Origin of the sequence: Nonomuraea aurantiaca, assembly GCF_020215705.1 — a bacterium.
Lineage (GTDB): Bacteria > Actinomycetota > Actinomycetes > Streptosporangiales > Streptosporangiaceae > Nonomuraea > Nonomuraea aurantiaca.
This window is the reverse complement of record NZ_JAIWNB010000005.1, coordinates 353304-370060: the sequence shown is the minus strand read 5'-3', so window position 1 is coordinate 370060 and position 16757 is coordinate 353304. Positions and strand designations below refer to the sequence as shown.

14 protein-coding genes are annotated in these 16757 nt (G+C 71.3%); 5 read left to right on the top strand and 9 right to left on the bottom strand.

Features of this window, described 5'->3' with window-relative positions; translation table 11 throughout:
* Positions 1-127 precede the first annotated feature (127 nt).
* Positions 128-733: a TetR/AcrR family transcriptional regulator gene (locus LDL49_RS15760; RefSeq protein ID WP_225291776.1), complete on the bottom strand. Its 606-nt coding sequence runs from the start codon at positions 731-733 to the stop codon at positions 128-130.
* Positions 734-858: 125 nt separating this feature from the next.
* Here LDL49_RS15760 and LDL49_RS15755 point away from each other — a divergent pair, with 125 nt between their 5' ends.
* A complete protein-coding gene (locus LDL49_RS15755; RefSeq protein ID WP_225291775.1) occupies positions 859-1839 on the top strand; it encodes an SDR family NAD(P)-dependent oxidoreductase in 981 nt (326 codons plus the stop codon).
* Positions 1840-1887: 48 nt separating this feature from the next.
* Here the strand turns inward: LDL49_RS15755 and ileS are convergent, their stop codons facing one another.
* Positions 1888-5034, bottom strand: coding sequence for an isoleucine--tRNA ligase (gene ileS / locus LDL49_RS15750; protein ID WP_225291774.1), 3147 nt, complete (start codon positions 5032-5034; stop codon positions 1888-1890).
* Positions 5035-5471: 437 nt separating this feature from the next.
* Here ileS and LDL49_RS15745 point away from each other — a divergent pair, with 437 nt between their 5' ends.
* Genes LDL49_RS15745 through LDL49_RS15735 form a run of 3 tightly spaced genes read left to right on the top strand, consistent with a single transcriptional unit; the run spans position 5472 to position 7328 of the window.
* The gene (locus LDL49_RS15745; RefSeq protein WP_225291773.1) at positions 5472-5861 is read left to right on the top strand and encodes a TraR/DksA family transcriptional regulator; all 390 of its coding nucleotides are present in this window, start codon (positions 5472-5474) and stop codon (positions 5859-5861) included.
* Positions 5825-6406: a signal peptidase II gene (lspA, locus tag LDL49_RS15740; RefSeq protein WP_225291772.1), complete on the top strand. Its 582-nt coding sequence runs from the start codon at positions 5825-5827 to the stop codon at positions 6404-6406. The genes LDL49_RS15745 and lspA overlap by 37 nt, the downstream gene beginning before the upstream one ends.
* The gene (locus tag LDL49_RS15735) at positions 6399-7328 is read left to right on the top strand and encodes an RluA family pseudouridine synthase (RefSeq protein WP_225291771.1); all 930 of its coding nucleotides are present in this window, start codon (positions 6399-6401) and stop codon (positions 7326-7328) included. Before lspA ends, LDL49_RS15735 begins: the two co-directional genes overlap by 8 nt.
* 40 nt (positions 7329-7368) lie before the next feature.
* Here LDL49_RS15735 and LDL49_RS15730 read toward each other — a convergent pair whose 3' ends face one another.
* From LDL49_RS15730 to LDL49_RS15705, 6 genes are read right to left on the bottom strand one after another with little or no spacing between them, the layout of a single operon-like run.
* Complete coding sequence (locus LDL49_RS15730) at positions 7369-8853, bottom strand: serine/threonine-protein kinase (protein ID WP_225291770.1); 1485 nt, start codon at positions 8851-8853, stop codon at positions 7369-7371.
* A gap of 10 nt (positions 8854-8863) precedes the next feature.
* Positions 8864-9175, bottom strand: a complete 312-nt coding sequence (locus tag LDL49_RS15725) for an AzlD domain-containing protein (RefSeq protein ID WP_225291769.1) — start codon at positions 9173-9175, stop codon at positions 8864-8866.
* Positions 9172-9834: an AzlC family ABC transporter permease gene (locus LDL49_RS15720; protein WP_225291768.1), complete on the bottom strand. Its 663-nt coding sequence runs from the start codon at positions 9832-9834 to the stop codon at positions 9172-9174. Before LDL49_RS15720 ends, LDL49_RS15725 begins: the two co-directional genes overlap by 4 nt.
* Before the next feature lie 11 nt (positions 9835-9845).
* Complete coding sequence (locus LDL49_RS15715) at positions 9846-10712, bottom strand: AraC family transcriptional regulator (RefSeq protein WP_225291767.1); 867 nt, start codon at positions 10710-10712, stop codon at positions 9846-9848.
* Positions 10709-12268: a serine/threonine-protein kinase gene (locus LDL49_RS15710; RefSeq protein ID WP_225291766.1), complete on the bottom strand. Its 1560-nt coding sequence runs from the start codon at positions 12266-12268 to the stop codon at positions 10709-10711. The genes LDL49_RS15715 and LDL49_RS15710 overlap by 4 nt, the downstream gene beginning before the upstream one ends.
* A 10-nt stretch (positions 12269-12278) precedes the next feature.
* The gene (locus LDL49_RS15705; RefSeq protein WP_225291765.1) at positions 12279-14033 is read right to left on the bottom strand and encodes a serine/threonine-protein kinase; all 1755 of its coding nucleotides are present in this window, start codon (positions 14031-14033) and stop codon (positions 12279-12281) included.
* Between the two features lie 283 nt (positions 14034-14316).
* Between LDL49_RS15705 and LDL49_RS58380 the strand changes: the two genes are divergently transcribed.
* On the top strand, positions 14317-15333 hold the full coding sequence (locus tag LDL49_RS58380; RefSeq protein ID WP_308016125.1) for a chorismate mutase: 1017 nt from the start codon (positions 14317-14319) through the stop codon (positions 15331-15333).
* A gap of 202 nt (positions 15334-15535) precedes the next feature.
* On the opposite strand, the gene LDL49_RS15695 is transcribed toward LDL49_RS58380, so the two are convergent.
* Positions 15536-16612, bottom strand: coding sequence for an SGNH/GDSL hydrolase family protein (locus tag LDL49_RS15695; RefSeq protein WP_225291764.1), 1077 nt, complete (start codon positions 16610-16612; stop codon positions 15536-15538).
* Positions 16613-16757 lie beyond the last annotated feature (145 nt).

The window sequence follows — 16757 nt, the reverse complement described above, 5'->3', positions numbered from 1 at the left end:
GCGGCAGAGCGAGCGGGCCCGGTGGGGCGGGTCGGGTCGAGCGCCAGAGCGAGCGGGCCGGTAAGGCGTGGTCCAGGTGGGGTTCAGCGGGGTGACACGCGGGTGGGGCTCTGCGGGTGGGGCGTGGTCAGGTGGGGTCCCGTCGGGCGTCCATGGGTGATGTGGGCCAGCCGGATTCGAGGAGGTCGAAGATGGCGTTCATCGCGGCCAAGGGGTCTGCTTCCGTGCCCGCGAGCTCCGGGATCTCCAGGACGTAGCGGGCGAGAGCGCGGACGGTCATATCGGCGGGGTCGCGGCCGCTCTCCGCGGCGATCGCCGCGGCCAGGGCGCCCTCGCCCGCTATCCAGAGCTTGCGGGAGTATTCCCGCAGGGCGGGCGTGCCCACGATCAGGTCGCGTTTGCGCCGAAGGTCGGGCGGCAGGTCTTCGGTGAAGGGTCCCCGGCTCGCCAAGCAGCGGCGCAGGGCTTCCAGCACCGACTGGCCGGAGGGGCGGTCGCGGATCGCGGCGACCAGCCACACGTGTCGTTCGGCGCCGTCGTCGAAGATCAGCGCTTCCTTGCCGTCCGGCACGTGCGCGAACAGGGTGGCGATGGACACGTCCGCCTCGTCGGCGATCTGCGCGACGGTGACGCCGTCGTAGCCGTGCTCGGAGAACAGCCGCAACGCCGCGTTCGACAACGCCCTGCGGGTCTGTGCCTTCTTGCGCTCGCGGCGCCCCATCGTCGTCGCCATGCCCCCAGCCTATCGTGAAACTAGAATGCATCTGAAACTATAGTGATTATAGTTTCTTAGTCAGTATGCGTCTGGTCGTGCTCGTGGTGCCGACATGACGACCTCACAATCTCAAGGAGCCGGACATGTCCTCCCTCCACCACCCAGCCCCCTGGGACGTGCGCCGCCTGCCGCCCGCCGAGGGTAAGAACTTCCTGGTCACCGGCGGCAACGCGGGCATCGGATACTTCGTCGCGGAACAGCTCGCCGGCACAGGTGCCACCGTCATCCTCGGCAGCCGGGACCCCGCCAAGGCGGAAGCGGCTCAGGTTTCGATCCGCGCCCGGGTCCCCGGCGCGCGCGTCCGTCACATCCGCCTGGACCTCGCCGATCTCTCCTCGCTCGAAGCCTCCGTGGACGCGCTGGGACTGGAGAGTCTGGACGCGGTCGTCTGCAACGCCGGAGTGCTGCTCGACCAGCCGCCACGGCGCGAGACCGAGGACGGCAACGAGCTGATGTTCGCCACCAATCACCTGGGGCACTTCGCGCTGACCTGGTGGCTGGCACCGCTGCTGACGGCCGCGTCCGCGAGCCGGGTGGTCACCACCGGCAGCTTTACGGCCAAGTCCGAGAGCCTGGATCTCGACGATCTCCAGAGCACGCGTGATTACCGGCCGAAGCGGACGTACGCGCGATCGAAACTCGCGCAGATGCTCTTCGGACTCGAACTCGACCGTCGCCTGCGCGCCGCCGGCAGCACGACGCTGAGTGTGCTCACCCACCCCGGCGGCGCACTCGACTCCCTCACCCCATCACGCCCGCCGGTCCACCTGAGGACCACCGGCGAACGGCTGCGCGGACTGCCCGCCGGCCTCCTCCTCCAGAGCAAGGAGGCCGCCGCCTGGCCCGCCGTCCGGGCCGTCCTCGACCCGTCCGTGCGGGGCGGCCAGCTGTGGGGGCCCCGGGTGTTCGGGATCCGCGGTGAGCCCACCCTCGAACCCCTGCGCGGCCACCTGGCCGACCCCGATCTCGCGGCGCGCGTGTGGACCGCCAGCGCCGACCTGACCGGGCTCGATCCGAGCTTCGGCCTCGGGGGAGCCGACAGCCGATCGATCCGAAGGGCGTAAAGGGGGTGGGACGCGGCCAAATGACACGTCCCACCCCTTAGCGGCTCGTCAGGCGCGGCGCAGCTGGAAGGTCAGCCCCAGGTCCGTCTCCGAGTGTGACGGCAGCCCGTCCTCGGTCCCCTCCGTGACGGTCGTGGCGAGTACTTCCTCCGCCACCGCCTGCCACCCCGACCGCAGCGCCTGGGCCAGGTCCGGGTCGGTGGACGACCACCACAGGGAGATCCGGTCCGTGATGGTCAGGCCCGTCGACTTGCGGGCCTCCTGGACCAGGCGGATGACCTCGCGCAGCAGACCGGCCCGGCGCAGCTCGTCCGTCAGCTCCAGGTCGAGCGCCACCGTCTCGCCGGTGCCCGTGTCGACGGCGCCGGTCTCGACGGCCCAGCCCGAGCGCGGCTGCTCGGTGACGATCACGTCGTCGGGGCCGAGCGACACCGCGCCGAGCTCCGGTACGTCCACCGTGGCAGAGGCGCCGGAGCGGAGGGTGGGCGCCAGGGAGGCGGCCTCCGCCGCGCCGACGGCCGCCGCCACCAGCTTGGTCTGCGAGCCGAACCGCTTGCCGAGGGCCCGGAAGTTGGGCTTGACGGTGTAGGACACGAGATCGGCGCTGAAGCCGGACATGTCCTCGAGAGCCTGGACGTTCAGCTCGTCGGCGATCAGATCACGCAGTTCGGACGGGAGCGAGGGCCAGCCGTGCGCCCCGACCAGGGCCCGGCCGAGCGGCTGCCGGGTCTTGACGCCGGACGAGGCGCGGGCCGAGCGGCCCAGCTCGACCAGCCGCCGTACCAGCGCCATCCGCTCCGACAGCGTGGGGTCGAGCAGGTCGTCGCGTACGGCGGGCCACGAGGTCAGGTGTACGGAGGAGGGCGCGCCCTCGCCGCGCAGCACGTCCCACAGGTAGTCGGTGACGAACGGCGCGATGGGCGCCATCAGCCGCGTGACCGTCTCCAGGCACTCGTACAGCGTCGCGAACGCGTCCGCCGACCCCTGCCAGAAGCGGCGGCGCGAGCGGCGCACGTACCAGTTGGACAGGTCGTCCAGGAACTCGGCCAGCCGGCGCCCGGCCCGCTGGGTGTCGTACTCGTCCAGCGCGTCCGTGACCTCGGCCACCGTCCGGTGCAGTTCGGCCAGCGCCCAGCGGTCGAGCAGCGGCCGCTCGGCCGCCGGGGTCGCCTGCGCCAGCCGCTCGGGTGTCCACGACTCGGCGTTGGCGTAGAGGGTGAAGAACGACGCCGTGTTCCAGTACGTCAGCAGGACCTTGCGGACGATCTCCTCGAGGGCGTTGTGCCCCACGCGGCGGGCCGCCCACGGTGAGCCGGAGCAGGCCATGAACCAGCGCAGCGCGTCGGCGCCGTGCTGGTCCATCAGCGGCATGGGCTCCAGGATGTTGCCCAGGTGCTTGCTCATCTTGCGGCCGTCCTCGGCCAGGATGAGCCCGAGGCAGAGCACGTTCTCGTAGGACGACTGGCCGAACACCAGCGTGCCCACGGCCATCAGCGAGTAGAACCAGCCACGCGTCTGGTCGGTGGCCTCGCAGATGAACTGCGCCGGGTAGAGGCCCTCCGGCTTGCCCCGCGCGCCCCACTGGGCGAACGGCATGGACCCGGAGTCGTACCAGGCGTCGATGACGTCGGGCACGCGGCGGGCCTCGGCCGAGCAGGTCGGGCAAGGGAAGGTGACGTCGTCGACATACGGGCGGTGCGGGTCGAGCGCGGACACGTCGCGGCCGGCCAGCGTGCCCAGCTCCTCCATCGACCCGACGCACGTCACGTGGGACTCGTCGGCGGAGCACACCCACAGCGGCAGCGGCGTCCCCCAGTAGCGCGAGCGCGACAGCGACCAGTCGACGTTGTTGCGCAGCCACTCGCCGAACCGGCCCCACTTGATGGTGTCGGGGTACCAGTTGGTCTTGGCGTTCTCGGCCAGCATCTGGTCCTTGACCGAGGTGGTCCGGATGTACCAGGAGGGGAGCGCGTAGTAGAGCAGTGCCGTGTGGCAGCGCCAGCAGTGGGGGTAGCTGTGCTCGAAGTGGTCGCCGCGGAACAGCAGGCCGCGGGCCCGCAGGTCCGCGGTGAGGCCCTCGTCGGCGTCCTTGAAGAACTGGCCGCCGACCATCGGCACGTCGTCGAGGAAGCGGCCGTCGGGGCCGATCGGGTTGACGACCGGCATGTCGTAGCGCTTGGTCACCGCCAGGTCGTCGGCGCCGAACGCCGGAGCCTGGTGGACCAGCCCGGTGCCGTCCTCGACCGTCACGTAGTCGCCGAGCACCACGTAGTGGGCGCCGGGGATGTCGACCAGCTCGAACGGCCTCGTGTAGGAGGTGTGCTCCAGCTCGCGGCCGGTGAAGCGGGCGACCTCGGTCGCGCCCTCGCCGAGCACCGACAGCAGCGGCTCGGCGACGACCAGCACCTCGCCGTCCGCCGTACGGGCGGCGACGTAGGTGACCTCGGGGTGCACGGCCACGGCGGTGTTGGAGACCAGCGTCCACGGCGTCGTCGTCCACACCAGCAGGGCGGCGCCGAGCTCGCTCAGCGGGCCGGAGGTGACGGGCATGCGCACGTAGACCGACGGGCTGGAGACGGTCTCGTAGCCGCCGGGCTGGCCCAGCTCGTGGTCGGACAGGCCGGTGCCGCAGCGCGGGCAGTAGGGGGTGATGCGGAAGTCACGGAACAGCAGGCCCTTGTCGAAGACGACCTTGAGCGACCACCAGACCGACTCGATATAGGACGGGTCCATGGTCCGGTAGGCGGTGGACAGGTCGATCCAATAACCCATCCGCTCGGTCATCTGCTCGAAGGCGTCGACGTGGCGCAGCACCGACTCGCGGCACTTGGCGTTGAACTCCGCGATGCCGTACGCCTCGATGTCCTTCTTGCCGGTCAGGCCGAGCTCCCGCTCGATGCCGACCTCGACCGGCAGGCCGTGGCAGTCCCAGCCCGCCTTGCGCGGCACGCTGAAGCCCCGCATCGACTTGTAGCGGGGGAACAGGTCCTTGAACACCCGGGCCTCGACGTGGTGGACGCCGGGCAGGCCGTTGGCGGTGGGCGGGCCCTCGTAGAAGGTCCAGGAGGGGTTGCCGTCGTTCTGCTCGACGGAGCGCTCGAAGATCTTCCCATCCCGCCAGCGATCGAGGACCTCGCGCTCGAGCGCGGGCAGGTCGACCTGCGCGGGAAGAGGGCGGAAAGAAGGGGAAGACATCTCGGGCGGGCCTCCACGCGATCACTGATTGACAGGGAGCGTGAAGGGACGAAGCCGTGCGGCCCCGCGGTACCACCCTTCTTGACCTCGGAGAGGCCCTCTTCGTTTGGTCTGCGGCCGGGTCTAGTGAGCTCGTGAGAGCCGTTCTTCCGGCGGCTCCGGGGTGATGTCCGTCACAGACGGGCCCCATCAACGCCTTGCAGCTTCACACCATAACGCAGAGTGGGCCGCAAAGCTTCCGGGTTGGCGGGCAGCAGGTAGTGAACTCGTAAACCCCGACAAAGTTGTGGAATGGGCGCCTCTGGGGAGGAGTTGAACGTGCGAGGCGGGATATTACGGGAGAGGTAAATCGTCCGGCGGGTCGTTTGCTGTTCTGTTATGGGGGACCTAAGCTGCCCGCACCATTTACGGCCTTGTTCCAGCATGGGGAGGTAGCCATGGCGCCAGTCACGCAGACCGCTACACCGTCGATGTGGTCTGAGGAGGAGCTCGCCGACGTCCGCGGCCGGCTGCAGAGCGAGATCGACGAGCTCAACGCCGACATTCTTCGCCATGAGTCCGAGATCGCCTCGGGTGACGTCACGCAGGGAGCCGGTGACGACCAGGCCGACGCGGGTGCCAAGACGTATGAGCGCGAACGCGAGATCGCCCTTACCCTGAATGCGCGCGACCTCGTCGCGCAGAACGAACGTGCGATCGCCCGGATCGACGCAGGGACCTATGGAGTGTGCGAATCGTGCCACAAGCCGATCGGCAAGGAACGTCTGCAGGCGTTCCCGAGGGCGACGCTGTGCGTGGCCTGCAAGCAGAAGGAGGAGCGCCGGTAGGGGGGCGGCGCGGCCGCCTCTTCGCGGTCCTCGTCGTGCTGGCGGTCGTGATCTACGCGACCGATCTGATCACCAAGACGCTCGTCCTGCGGACACTCGAAGGCAAGGCGCCCCTGGTGGTCATCCAGGACGTACTGCAGTTCCGGGTGATCTTCAATTCCGGTGCCGCCTTCAGCATCGGCACCGGAATGACGATCATCTTCACGTTCATCGCGGCGGGCGTGGTCGTGGCGATCCTCCGCACGGCCCGCAAGATGCGCAGCCTGCCGTGGGCGATCACGCTGGGGCTGCTGCTCGGCGGGGCACTGGGCAACCTGACCGACCGGCTGCTCCGCTACCCGTCCGGGATCGGCAGGTCCGTGCAGTTCCAGGGGCACGTGGTCGACTGGATCGAGGTGCTGCCCGGACACTTCCCGGTGATCGACTACTTCCCGGTGTTCAACGTGGCCGACTCGGCGATCGTCTGCGGCGGGATCCTCGCGGTGATCCTGGCCTGGCGGGGCTACCAGATCGACGGCACCAGGGAGGGCGGCAAGCGTGGCTGACCAGCGTAGCCTCCCGGTGCCCGACGGGCTGGAGGGCGAGCGGCTCGACGCCGCGATCTCGCGCCTGTTCGGCTTCTCCCGCACCCGCGCCGCCGAGCTGATCGTCGCGGGCGAGGTGCTCGTGGACGGGCACGCGCCCGCCAAGTCCGACCGGGTGCACGCGGGCGCCTGGCTCGACGTGACCCTGCCCCCGCCGGTCAGCACGCCCATGCCGGTCGCCGAGCCGGTGCCCGGCATGTCCATCGTGTACGAGGACGACGACATCGTCGTGGTCAACAAGCCGATCGGGGTGGCCGCCCACCCGACCGTCGGCTGGACCGGCCCGACCGTGATCGGCGGCCTGCTCGGCGCCGGCCACACGATCGCCACCAGCGGCGCGGCCGAACGGCAGGGCATCGTGCACCGGCTCGACGCCAACACGACCGGCGCCATGGTCGTGGCCAAGAGCGAGCACGCCTACTCCCACCTCAAGCGCGCCTTCAAGGAGCGCACGGTCGACAAGCGCTACCACGCGCTCGTCCAGGGACATCCCGACCCGTTCAGGGGTACGGTCGACGCGCCCATCGACCGGCACCCGTCGGGCGACGGCCGGTTCGCCGTGGTCGCCGGGGGCAAGCCGTCGGTCACCCATTACGACACCATCGAGGCGTTCCGGGCGGCCTCGTTGCTGGACATCAAGCTGGAGACCGGCCGTACGCACCAGATCCGGGTGCACATGTCCGCGCTGCGCCACCCGTGCGTGGGCGACCTGATGTACGGCGCCGATCCGACGCTCGCCGCCCGGCTGGGCATCACCCGGCAGTGGCTGCACGCGGTGTCGCTCGGCTTCGAGCACCCGAGCTCGGGCGAGTGGCTGACGTTCACCACCGACTACCCCGATGACCTGCGGCGGGCCCTCGAAACCGTGCGCGACGAGTCCTGACCGGCTCCCCACCTCCTGCGTGACGCGCGCTGTCCGCGCCCTACTCGGCGTTGTCAGCCGGAGGGACGTCGACGGGCTCGGCGGGCTCCTCGCTGGCCTTCGCCGAGGTCTTGGTGCTCTTCTTGGGGGTCTTGCTCTTGGTGGGTGTGGCCGAGGGCTTCTTCGTCGGCTGCTTGGTCGGCTCCTTCTTCTTCGCCGGCTCCTCCTTCCTCTTCGTCGGCGTGCCGGTCGGGGCCGGGGTGGGCTTGCCGGTCCGGTCGCTGGAGGGCGGGGTGCTCTGCCGTACCTGGTTCTGGTCGGTGGTCGGCTCCTGTGTCCGGGTGCGCGTCTGCGTGGGCGTCGGCGTCGCCGAGGGGGTCGGGCCCGACGGGCGGACATTGGTCGTACGCACCACGGCCGGGACCGTCGTCACCGGCGGGCGGGCTTGGGACTGCCGGTTCGTCCACCACGCAGCGCCCGCGGTCAGGACGACGAGGGCCAGCGTGCAGGCCGCGACGGCGGTGAGCGGCGGCCTGCGACGTCTCGCGTGTCGCGCCGGGGCCGCTTCAGCGACCGCGTCCGGCTCGGCCACCGCGTCGGGCGCGACCATGGCCCCCGGCCCTGCCATGGCTGCGGGCACGGCCATCGCCCCCGTTTCCGGCATCGGGGCCCCTTTGGGCACCGTGGGCGGCGTCGGGACGTACACCGGCGCGGTCTCCTCCGGAGAGCCGCCGATCAGCAGCCGGTGGATCCGGTGCTCGGCCTCGTCCAGCGTCATCCGCTCGGCCGGGTCCTTGCGCAGCAGCCCGAGGATGACCGGGGCCAGCATGCCCGCGCGGGCCATCGGGGCGGGCTCGGAGTGCAGCACCGCGCCCAGCGTGGCCAGCGCGTGGGGGCGCTGGAACGGCGACTGTCCCTCGACGGCGTAGTACAGCGTCGCGCCCAGCGCCCACAGGTCCGAGGCGATCCGGGCCTCGCCGCCGGACGCCCGCTCCGGCGCCATGAACGCGGGCGTGCCGAGCAGCACCCCGGTCCTGGTGACGGGTGCCTCGCCTTCGGTGGTGGCGATGCCGAAGTCGGTGAGCACCGCCCGGCCGTCCGGGGTGAGCAGCACGTTGTCCGGTTTGACATCGCGGTGCAGCACACCGGCGGCGTGCGCGGCCCGCAGCGCCTCCAGTAACTGCAGCCCGATGTCGGCGGCCTCGGCCGGTGCCATCGGGCCGTCATCGCGCACCAGCTCGCCGAGGGTGCGCGAGTGGATGAGCTGCATGACGATCCACGGATGGCCGTGCTCTTCGAGCACGTCGTAGACGGCGGCGACGCCGGGATGCGCCACCCGCCCCGCGGCTCTGGCCTCGCGGAAGGTACGCACGGAGAAGACATCTCGCTCGGGGTCGGTCAGGTCAGGAGGGGGATGGATCTCTTTGACCGCCACATCTCGGCCGAGTACTTCGTCGTGGGCCTGCCAGACGGTTCCCATCCCACCCTGGCCGATGGTCCTGATCAGTCGGTAACGTCCGCCGACCAGCAGCGCAGAATCGGACATGCTCCGCCGCCTACCCGATAAAAACCCGGACAAGCGCGGTCACTGTGGCTGCTGTCGCCAGAATCACCAAGAATGGGGCGCGTAGCAGGAGTGCGACCACGGCCGCGCCCAGTCCCGCCGCGCGGGCGGGGTCGAAGTGGAGCTCGCCGTGTTCGGTGAACATCTGCACCGCGATGAGGGCGGCCAGCAGCGCCACGGGCACGAGCTCGGCGAAGCGGCGGACCCGGGGGTGGTCGAGCACCCGGCGCGGTGCCGCCAGCCCGGCCAGCTTGAGGACGTAACATCCGGCGCACACGGCCGCGATCGCCCACCACAGTGTCATCGGACCAGCACCGCCAGCACGACGACCGCCGACAGCAGCACCGGCACGCCCGGCGGGAAGAACGGCGTGGCGCAGAGCGCGACCGCCGCGCCGGCCACCGCCAGCCACCTGAGCTGGGCGCTGCCCGCCAGGCGCGGCCACAGAATGGCCAGGAAGGTGGCCGGGCCGACCGCGTCCAGCCCCAGCATGCCCGGATCGCCGAGAAACGACGTGCCGAGCGCTCCGGCCAGCGTGGTGAGGTTCCAGGTGACGTACAGGCTGGTGAAGGTGGTCACGAACGCGGTGCGGGCCGCCTCGGGTGAGGGCTGGGCGAGCGTGACGGCGGTGGTCTCGTCGATCACGCCCTGCGCGGCGAGCAGCCGGCGCGGGCCGCGTACCCGGAGCAGGTCGGCCAGGCGCAGCCCGTACAGGGTGTTGCGGCCGCCCAGCAGCAGCGCGCCGGCGGCGGCCGCCACCAGGTCGCCGCCCGCGCCCACCGCCCCGGCCAGCGCGAACTGCGAGGCGCCGGTGAACGCCAGCAGGCTCAGCACGCACGCCTGCGCCACGCCGAGGCCCGCGGTGATCGCCGCGGCGCCGAAGGCGAGCCCGGACAGCCCCACGGCCAGGCCCACGCCAAGACCGTCCCGTATCGCGGCGGAACGGTGTGTTGTCTGTCCCATAGAACTTGAGGCTAGGTGAAGTGGAAATCGCCAGTCTTGTACGTTCCTGCTGACCGTTGGTAGGCCGCGGGTGGCACGCCCACGATGCGTTTGAAGTGCCGGTTCAGGTGGGCCTGGTCGGTGAAGCCCACCTCGGCGGCCACCTGCGCCGGCCGTACACCCGAGTCCAGGAGCCGGCGGGCCCGCTGGATCCGCATGGAGATCAGATAGGCGTGGGGCGGCAGGCCGGTCGCGGCCTTGAACGCGCGCAGCAGCGGGAACGGCCGCGCCCCGACGGCCTGCGCGAGATCGTCCAGGGACGGCGGGTCCACCAGGCTCCCGTGCAGGACGTCCAGCGCCTCGGCGACCGCCCGTCCGCCCTCGGCGGGCAGGACGGCGGACGGGCGCGGCGTGGCGTGCCGGATCAGCAGGCGGGCGAAGAAGCCGCGCATCAGCGACGAGGCGGCCAGCGCGTCACCGCGCTCGGCGGCCAGGTGCGCCCGGCCGAGCAGCGCCGCGACCGCCTGGTCCCGCACCACCTGCTCGGGGAAGAACGGCGTGGCGTACGGCAGGCCGAGCTCGGCCGCGAGCTCCGAGAGCGTCTCCACCGAGGGGTAGAGCATCCGGTACGACCAGCCGCCCGCCACGCCCGCCTGGCCGGTGTGCACCGCCTCCGGGTTGACCAGCACCACCTCGCCCGCACCGGCCCGGTGCAGGTCGCCGCGGTAGTCGAACTCCTCCACGCCGTCGAGGATGAGCCCGATGGCGTAGCCGTCGTGCACGTGCCGGGTGAAGCGGTGGGTGACGTAGCGGGCCTTGAGCAGGTCCAGCTGGGGCAGCGCCGGGTGGCGCCAGAAGCGCGCCCGCTCCTTCGCCACCTCGTCCACCGGGTCGTTCATCGGGGCCTGAACGTCTTGACGAACTCGTCGAAGTAGTGCCGGTCCTGGTCCCACCATGAGTCGGCCGTGTCCCAGTAGAGGGCGAAGTGGCGGCCGTCGGCGGTGCGGAAGCCGCGGTTGATCACGTGGATCAGCAGGCTGCCGCGCATCCTGGTGAACTCCCAGTCGGCGGCCGGCCGGCCGAGGTAGGTCGTGGCCCGGATGCCGATCCGCCGGTAGCGTTCGAACTCCCCCTTGGCCTGGATCTCCTTCTCCAGCTCCGCCCAGCGGCGCTCGGGGTCGGCCAGGGGCTTCTCGGGGACGGTCCACTCGACGATCATCTGGCCCGGTGTGCCGGGGCCGGTGATGGTGATGCTGTCCCTGGTGGGGTTCTTCTTGGCCTGCCAGCCCTCGGGGAGGCCGATCGAGAAGCGCCCGGTGGAGTTGACGAGCCGGCGCCAGCCGTCGGGCAGGCGCGCCGCGGTGGGGGTCGCGGACGGCTCGGGGGTGCGGGTGGGGGAGGGGCTCGTCGTCCCGCTGGAGGTCGAGGTGGGGGCGGGGCTCAAGGTAGGGGTCGGGGTGGACGTGCCGACAGGGGATCGCTGGGAGGTGATGACGTACCAGCCGCCCGTGCCCAGCGCCGCGACGGCGATCACGACCGCGGGCACGGCCATCAGCCACCCGCGCCGCCGGGGCCGCACGGCCACGGTCCTCGCGGGCCCGAACCCGCCGGGCTGAGGAGTGGGATGCCCGACATATCCGTGCATGATGGGCTCGGCGGCGGCGGCCCGCAGCAGGTGGGCGGCTTCGTCGGCGGACATCCTCGCGGCCGGGTCCCGGTGCAGCAGGCCCATGATCACCGGGCCGAGCACGCCCGCCCTGACCGGCTGCCCCGGCAGATCGCGCAGCACCGCCGCGACCGTCGCCGCCCACGAGTCCCGCTTGAACGGCGGCGCACCCTCGACGGCCGCGTACAGCGTCGCGCCCAGCGACCACAGGTCGGACTCGGGCCGGGCGGGCTCGCCGTTGAGACGTTCGGGCGGCATGTAGGCGGGCGTGCCCACCAGGCCCCCTGTGGCGGTCAGACCGGCCTCGGCCTCCAGCGAGGCGATGCCGAAGTCGGTGAGCACCACCCGGCCGTCGTCGGCGAGCAGCACGTTCTCGGGCTTCACGTCGCGGTGCAGTACCCCGGTCGCGTGCGCGGCCCGCAGCGCGTCGAGCACCCTGCCGCCGATCATCGCGGCCTGCGCGACGGGCAGCGGCCCGTGCTCGCGGATCACGTCGGCCAGCGACCGCGAGCGGATCAGCTGCATGACGATCCACGGGCGGCCGTCCTCCTCGACGACGTCGTGGATGACGATCACCGACGGGTGGTCGAGGCGGCCCGCCGCCCTGGCCTCCCTGATGGTCCTGCGGTTGAGCTCGGCCCGCTTGTCCTCACCGACGCCTGTGTAGCGGACCTCCTTGATCGCCACCGTACGGTCGAGCAGCTCGTCGTAGGCACGCCATACCACGCCCATCCCGCCCTCGCCAAGCGGTTCGATGAGCCTATATCGGTTGCTGACCTGCCTTTCCACGCAGGGAAGCCTACTTGGCCGGGGTGAAGGTCGCGGCGAACGTGTCGAAGAAGTGCTTGTCCTTCTTCCACCTGCTCTTGAGGTTGTGCCAGTAGATCGCGTAGCCGCGGCCGTTGGCGATGAAGCCGCGGTTGCGCACCCTGGTCGGGCCCGTGTTGGTGTTCCAGGTGAAGTCCCAGTCCGCGGCGCCCTCCATGTAGTCGACCGCCTTGATGCTGATCTTCTTGTAGCCGCCGAACCCGTATTTGGCGGTCCGCTCCTGCTTCTTCCAGTCCTTCACGGGGTCCTTGCCGGGGTTCGTCGTCATCTCGAACATGATGTACGCGTTGCTGCCCGCACCCTTGCCATGGAAGGCGATCTGGTTGCTGTTGTGCCGGTACCTCGTCCAGCCCTTCGGCAGCGCGACGGAGAACTTCAGCTTCTTGTTCGTGTACATCTTCCAGCCGTCGGGCACCGCGGCGGCCGTCTTGGTGGGTGTCGACGTCGGCGTCGGCGCGGCGGACGGGCTGACTGACGGTGTGGCGGACGGCGTGGCCGATGGAGCCGCGCTGCTCGGGGTGGTCTTCGGCGGCTCGGCGGTCCCCGCGGGCGGCTTGGCCGAGTCCTTGACCGGAGACGTGACGGACGCGGACTTGGTCACGTCCTCCGGGCTGCCCTTGGCCGAGCGCAGGCCGAGATAGCCGCCCAGGCCCGCCACGAGCACGACCGCGACGATCACGCCGACGATCGGACCCCACCGCCGGCCGTCGTGCCGGACGGCGTTCCGGGTGGACTGGAGAGGTTCCTCGGGAGGCGCACCGGTCGCCGGGGTGAGCCGCACACCCGTCTCGGGTGGGTCGGCGGCCACCGACGCCAGCAGGTTGGGGTCGGTCGGGGTGTCGTCCACGGCAGGCGGGATCACCGCGGTCGGCGCGGGCGTGGACATCGAGGACTTCCGTGACCGTTGCTGCGTGATGACGGCCCGCAGCAACTCGCCGGTCTCCTCGTAGCCGAGGCGCTGCACCGGCTCCTTGGTCAGCAGGCCGCTGATCACCTCGCTGAGCGGCCCGGCGTGGGGAGCCGGGTCCGGTTCGTCGGTCAGTACGGCGTGCATGGTCGCGAGCGCCATGCCGCGCTCGTGGGGCGAGCGGCCTTCCACCGCCGTGTAAAGGGTCGCGCCGAGCGACCACAGGTCCGACTCGCGCCGTGCGGGCAGCCCTTTGAGCCGCTCGGGCGCGATGAACGCCGGAGTGCCCGCCAGCCCCGTCACCGTGAGCTGCGTCTCCGTCTCCAGCGTCGCGATGCCGAAGTCGGTGAGCACCACCCGGCCGTCATCGGCGAGCAGTACGTTCTCCGGCTTGACATCCCGGTGCAGGACGCCGGACTCGTGCGCGCGATGCAGCGCGTCGAGCACGGCCAGGCCGATCTCGGCCACCCGCTTGGGCGGCAATGGCCCGTCCTGCTTGATCACTGCTCCCAGGGAGCGTGACTGGACGAGCTGCATGACGATCCAGGGCCGGCCGTCCTCCTCGATCACGTCGTGTACGACGATCACGTTCGGGTGCTCGAACCTGGCCGCTGCCCTCGCCTCACGCATCGTGCGCCGGTTCAGCAGCTGCACCTCGTCACCCAGGGCGGCGGCGTATCTGACCTCCTTGACCGCGACCGTGCGGTCGAGAAGCTCGTCATGGGCTCGCCAGACGATGCCCATGCCACCCCTGCCGATGGGTTCCTGCAGCTGGTAACGACCGGCGATGCGGCGTCCGTCCCGCTTGCGATCCGACATCAACGGCCTCGTACCCTCCTCTAGGCCAGGAAATACTCCCATAGCGAGGGATCAACGGCGACTCGCCTGAAGGCTAGTCCGCTATGTGAGAGGGGGAGTCCAGCAGGTGGAGGGCCGGTGTAAAGTTCAGACATGACTTGTCGCTACGCGTTTACCGAGCCGGCTCCGGGAGGGCCGGTCGGCTAGCGACCACCCGGAGTCGGCAACAGGCAGAGACGCCATCGTCTCTGCCTTTTTGATTTCCCGCCGGTTCCAGGGGAGCCGGCCGATGTGGGGAGCCGAGATGTCATCGACCTTGGAACGGCACGTGGTGACCGTGGGCGGCCTGCGGGTGGGCGACGGCCCGGCGGTGGTGATCGACCGCCGGATCAGCCTGCGCGGGCCGGGCGGGGCAACCGGGGCCTCCGGGCCTGGCGGGCTCGGCGGGGCCTCCGGTCCTGGTGGGCTGGGTGGGACCACCGGGCCTGGCGGGTCCGGCGCGGCGATCGGGTGGGACCGGGTGGAGGCCTGGCGTGACGGGGTGACGCTGGTCGAGCCGGGCTCGGCGGCCGACCTGCCGGCGATCGCCGAAGCGGCCGACGGCGTGGTCATCGGGGCGGCGTGGACGCGCGACATCCCCCTGGTGCGGGCCGTGGCCGGGCTGGGCCTGCCGGTGGTGGTCGAACGCCGGGCGTCGGCGACCCTGGAGGAGTGGCTGGGGCTGGCCGACTACTGCGCCCTGGAATGCGACGACCGGGTGATCCTGTGCGAGACGGGACGGCTGGACCTGGGGCTGCTGCGGGCCGCGCGGGCGGCGTCCGGGCGTCCGGTGCTCGCCGACGTGAGCGCGGACCTCGGGCTGTCGGCGGCGGCGGTGGCGGCGGGCGCGGACGGCCTGATCGTGCGCCGCCCCGTTGGGAGTACGGGTGACGCCCTTCGGACCGAAGAGCACGGGGAGGCCGATGTGCGGCTGGCAGAGGAGGCGGTGACGCTCGTCGGAGCGCTGCTCCGTCCCGAGACGCCCGCCACGCTGCCCAAGTGCAGGCAGGCGATCGACCGGGTGGACGCGGCGCTGGCCACGCTGCTGGAGCGCCGCGCCGCGCTCGCCGGGATCGTCCAGACCCTCAAGCCGGTGGGCGGCTTCGCGGGCCGCGACATGGCGCGCGAGCGCGCACTCGTCGCCCGGATGGCCGAACACGCCCCCGAGCTGGGTGAGGCCCGGCTGGTCCCCATCATGAACGCCGTCATCGAGGCAGGCCTGAGCCTGGCCGAGGAACGATCAGCCAACGGCCGGAGCCCCCGACCGGAAACGACGACCTAGAGGCAACAGACGTTCACCGGGTGCCTGTTCGTCCGCTCGCCCGGAGGGGGCGCCCCTCTGAAGGAGCCTCGGCCACGTGGGGCCGTCTCCTTGCGCGCCCCCGGCGAGGGTCCGCCCCTAGGGGTTTCTGCCACGTCGGGCCGTCACAGGGGCCGAGGCGGTCGTGTGACGAAACGCCCGGGGAAACCCTTGCGGCGACGCACTAGAAGCGGCCGTCGCCTGCGCTCGGGGTCGTGAGGTGGAAGTTGTTCATCGGCCGCCCCGGCCCGGCGGCGATCCGTGCGTTGATCAGTTCGGCGAACCGCCGGTAGCCGGCCCCCGTCGGGTGGAAGCTGCGGCTGTTGACGACGAACTCGTCCAGGTTCAGCGCCAGCCCGTTCACGTACGGGTCGGGCCGCCCCACCTCGTGCCCGGCGAAGGCGTCATAGGCGTCCACGTACTCGACGCTCCCCGTCCCCCCGAACGCCACGATCTCCCGGTCGAACTCCCCGGCCACCCGCGCCACGACGTCGTTCAGCTGCCGCGTCATGCCGTTGAGCCACCGCTGGTCCTCGACGGTCAGGTTGTCGACCCCGTCCGGCGGCGCGGCGGGGAACGGCCGGGGATAGCCGAGCACGATGATGCGCGCGTTCGGCGCCCGGCTCCTGAGCTCCCGCAGCACCTTCGTCATGCTGGGCCGCAGCCCCGCGATCCGCTTGGCCACCTCCGACTGCTGGTCGACGCACGCCGAGGACCAGGGCAGCTTGACGATGCAGCCGGTGAGCACGCTGGTGAACCCGGCGTCGTTGCCGCCGATGCTGAGCGTCACCAGGCTGGCGGCCGCGCCCACTCGCTCGATCTGCGGCTGCTGGCCGTACTGGCCGGAGAAGAGCTGGCGGGTGGTGGCGCCGCTGCAGGCCCAGAAGGCGCTGCCGCCGCCGAACCGGTGGGCGCCCGCGACGAGCGGGACGTAGGAGCCCGGTGAGCGGTGGCAACGGTCGGCGCCGCTGTTGACCGGCCGCGCGGCGCGGTCGTACACGCCCTCGCCGGAGGAGTAGGAGTCGCCGAGCGCCACGTACGCGCCGCTCTGCGCGGCCTGCACCGGCGACAGGCGGGTCAGGACCGGGAGCCGGCCGGGCGGCGGCCCCCCGGTGGGACAGCCCGCGCCGATGGTGGCGCAGGCCAGTGAGGTGTACAGGCCCAGGGGAGCACCCGCGAGAGCGAGCGCGGCGCCGAGCAGAGCGGCCGCGGCGACCTGGACGATCTTCCCTTTCGTCCCGTTCAGCGCGGCCTCCCCCAAGCGGTGACAAGTCCCCCAGGAAGCCTAATCGACCCGTGATCGTCGCGACCTGCCTTCAGGGTGAGGACGCCCGTTCCGTACGACATCAGGACTGTCGGTGGCGGCCACTAGAGTCGGAGCGCAGACCACGATTCAGACGGGAGGC

Bases quoted from the DNA above. Each gene is read 5' to 3' on its own strand.
- LDL49_RS15760 (WP_225291776.1), bottom strand. From the start codon at position 733: ATGGCGACGACGATGGGGCGCCGCGAGCGCAAGAAGGCACAGACCCGC.
- LDL49_RS15755 (WP_225291775.1), top strand. From the start codon at position 859: ATGTCCTCCCTCCACCACCCAGCCCCCTGGGACGTGCGCCGCCTGCCG.
- ileS (WP_225291774.1), bottom strand. From the start codon at position 5,034: ATGTCTTCCCCTTCTTTCCGCCCTCTTCCCGCGCAGGTCGACCTGCCC.
- LDL49_RS15745 (WP_225291773.1), top strand. From the start codon at position 5,472: ATGGCGCCAGTCACGCAGACCGCTACACCGTCGATGTGGTCTGAGGAG.
- LDL49_RS15730 (WP_225291770.1), bottom strand. From the start codon at position 8,853: ATGTCCGATTCTGCGCTGCTGGTCGGCGGACGTTACCGACTGATCAGG.
- LDL49_RS15725 (WP_225291769.1), bottom strand. From the start codon at position 9,175: ATGACACTGTGGTGGGCGATCGCGGCCGTGTGCGCCGGATGTTACGTC.
- LDL49_RS15720 (WP_225291768.1), bottom strand. From the start codon at position 9,834: ATGGGACAGACAACACACCGTTCCGCCGCGATACGGGACGGTCTTGGC.
- LDL49_RS15715 (WP_225291767.1), bottom strand. From the start codon at position 10,712: ATGAACGACCCGGTGGACGAGGTGGCGAAGGAGCGGGCGCGCTTCTGG.
- LDL49_RS15705 (WP_225291765.1), bottom strand. From the start codon at position 14,033: ATGTCGGATCGCAAGCGGGACGGACGCCGCATCGCCGGTCGTTACCAG.
- LDL49_RS58380 (WP_308016125.1), top strand. From the start codon at position 14,317: ATGTCATCGACCTTGGAACGGCACGTGGTGACCGTGGGCGGCCTGCGG.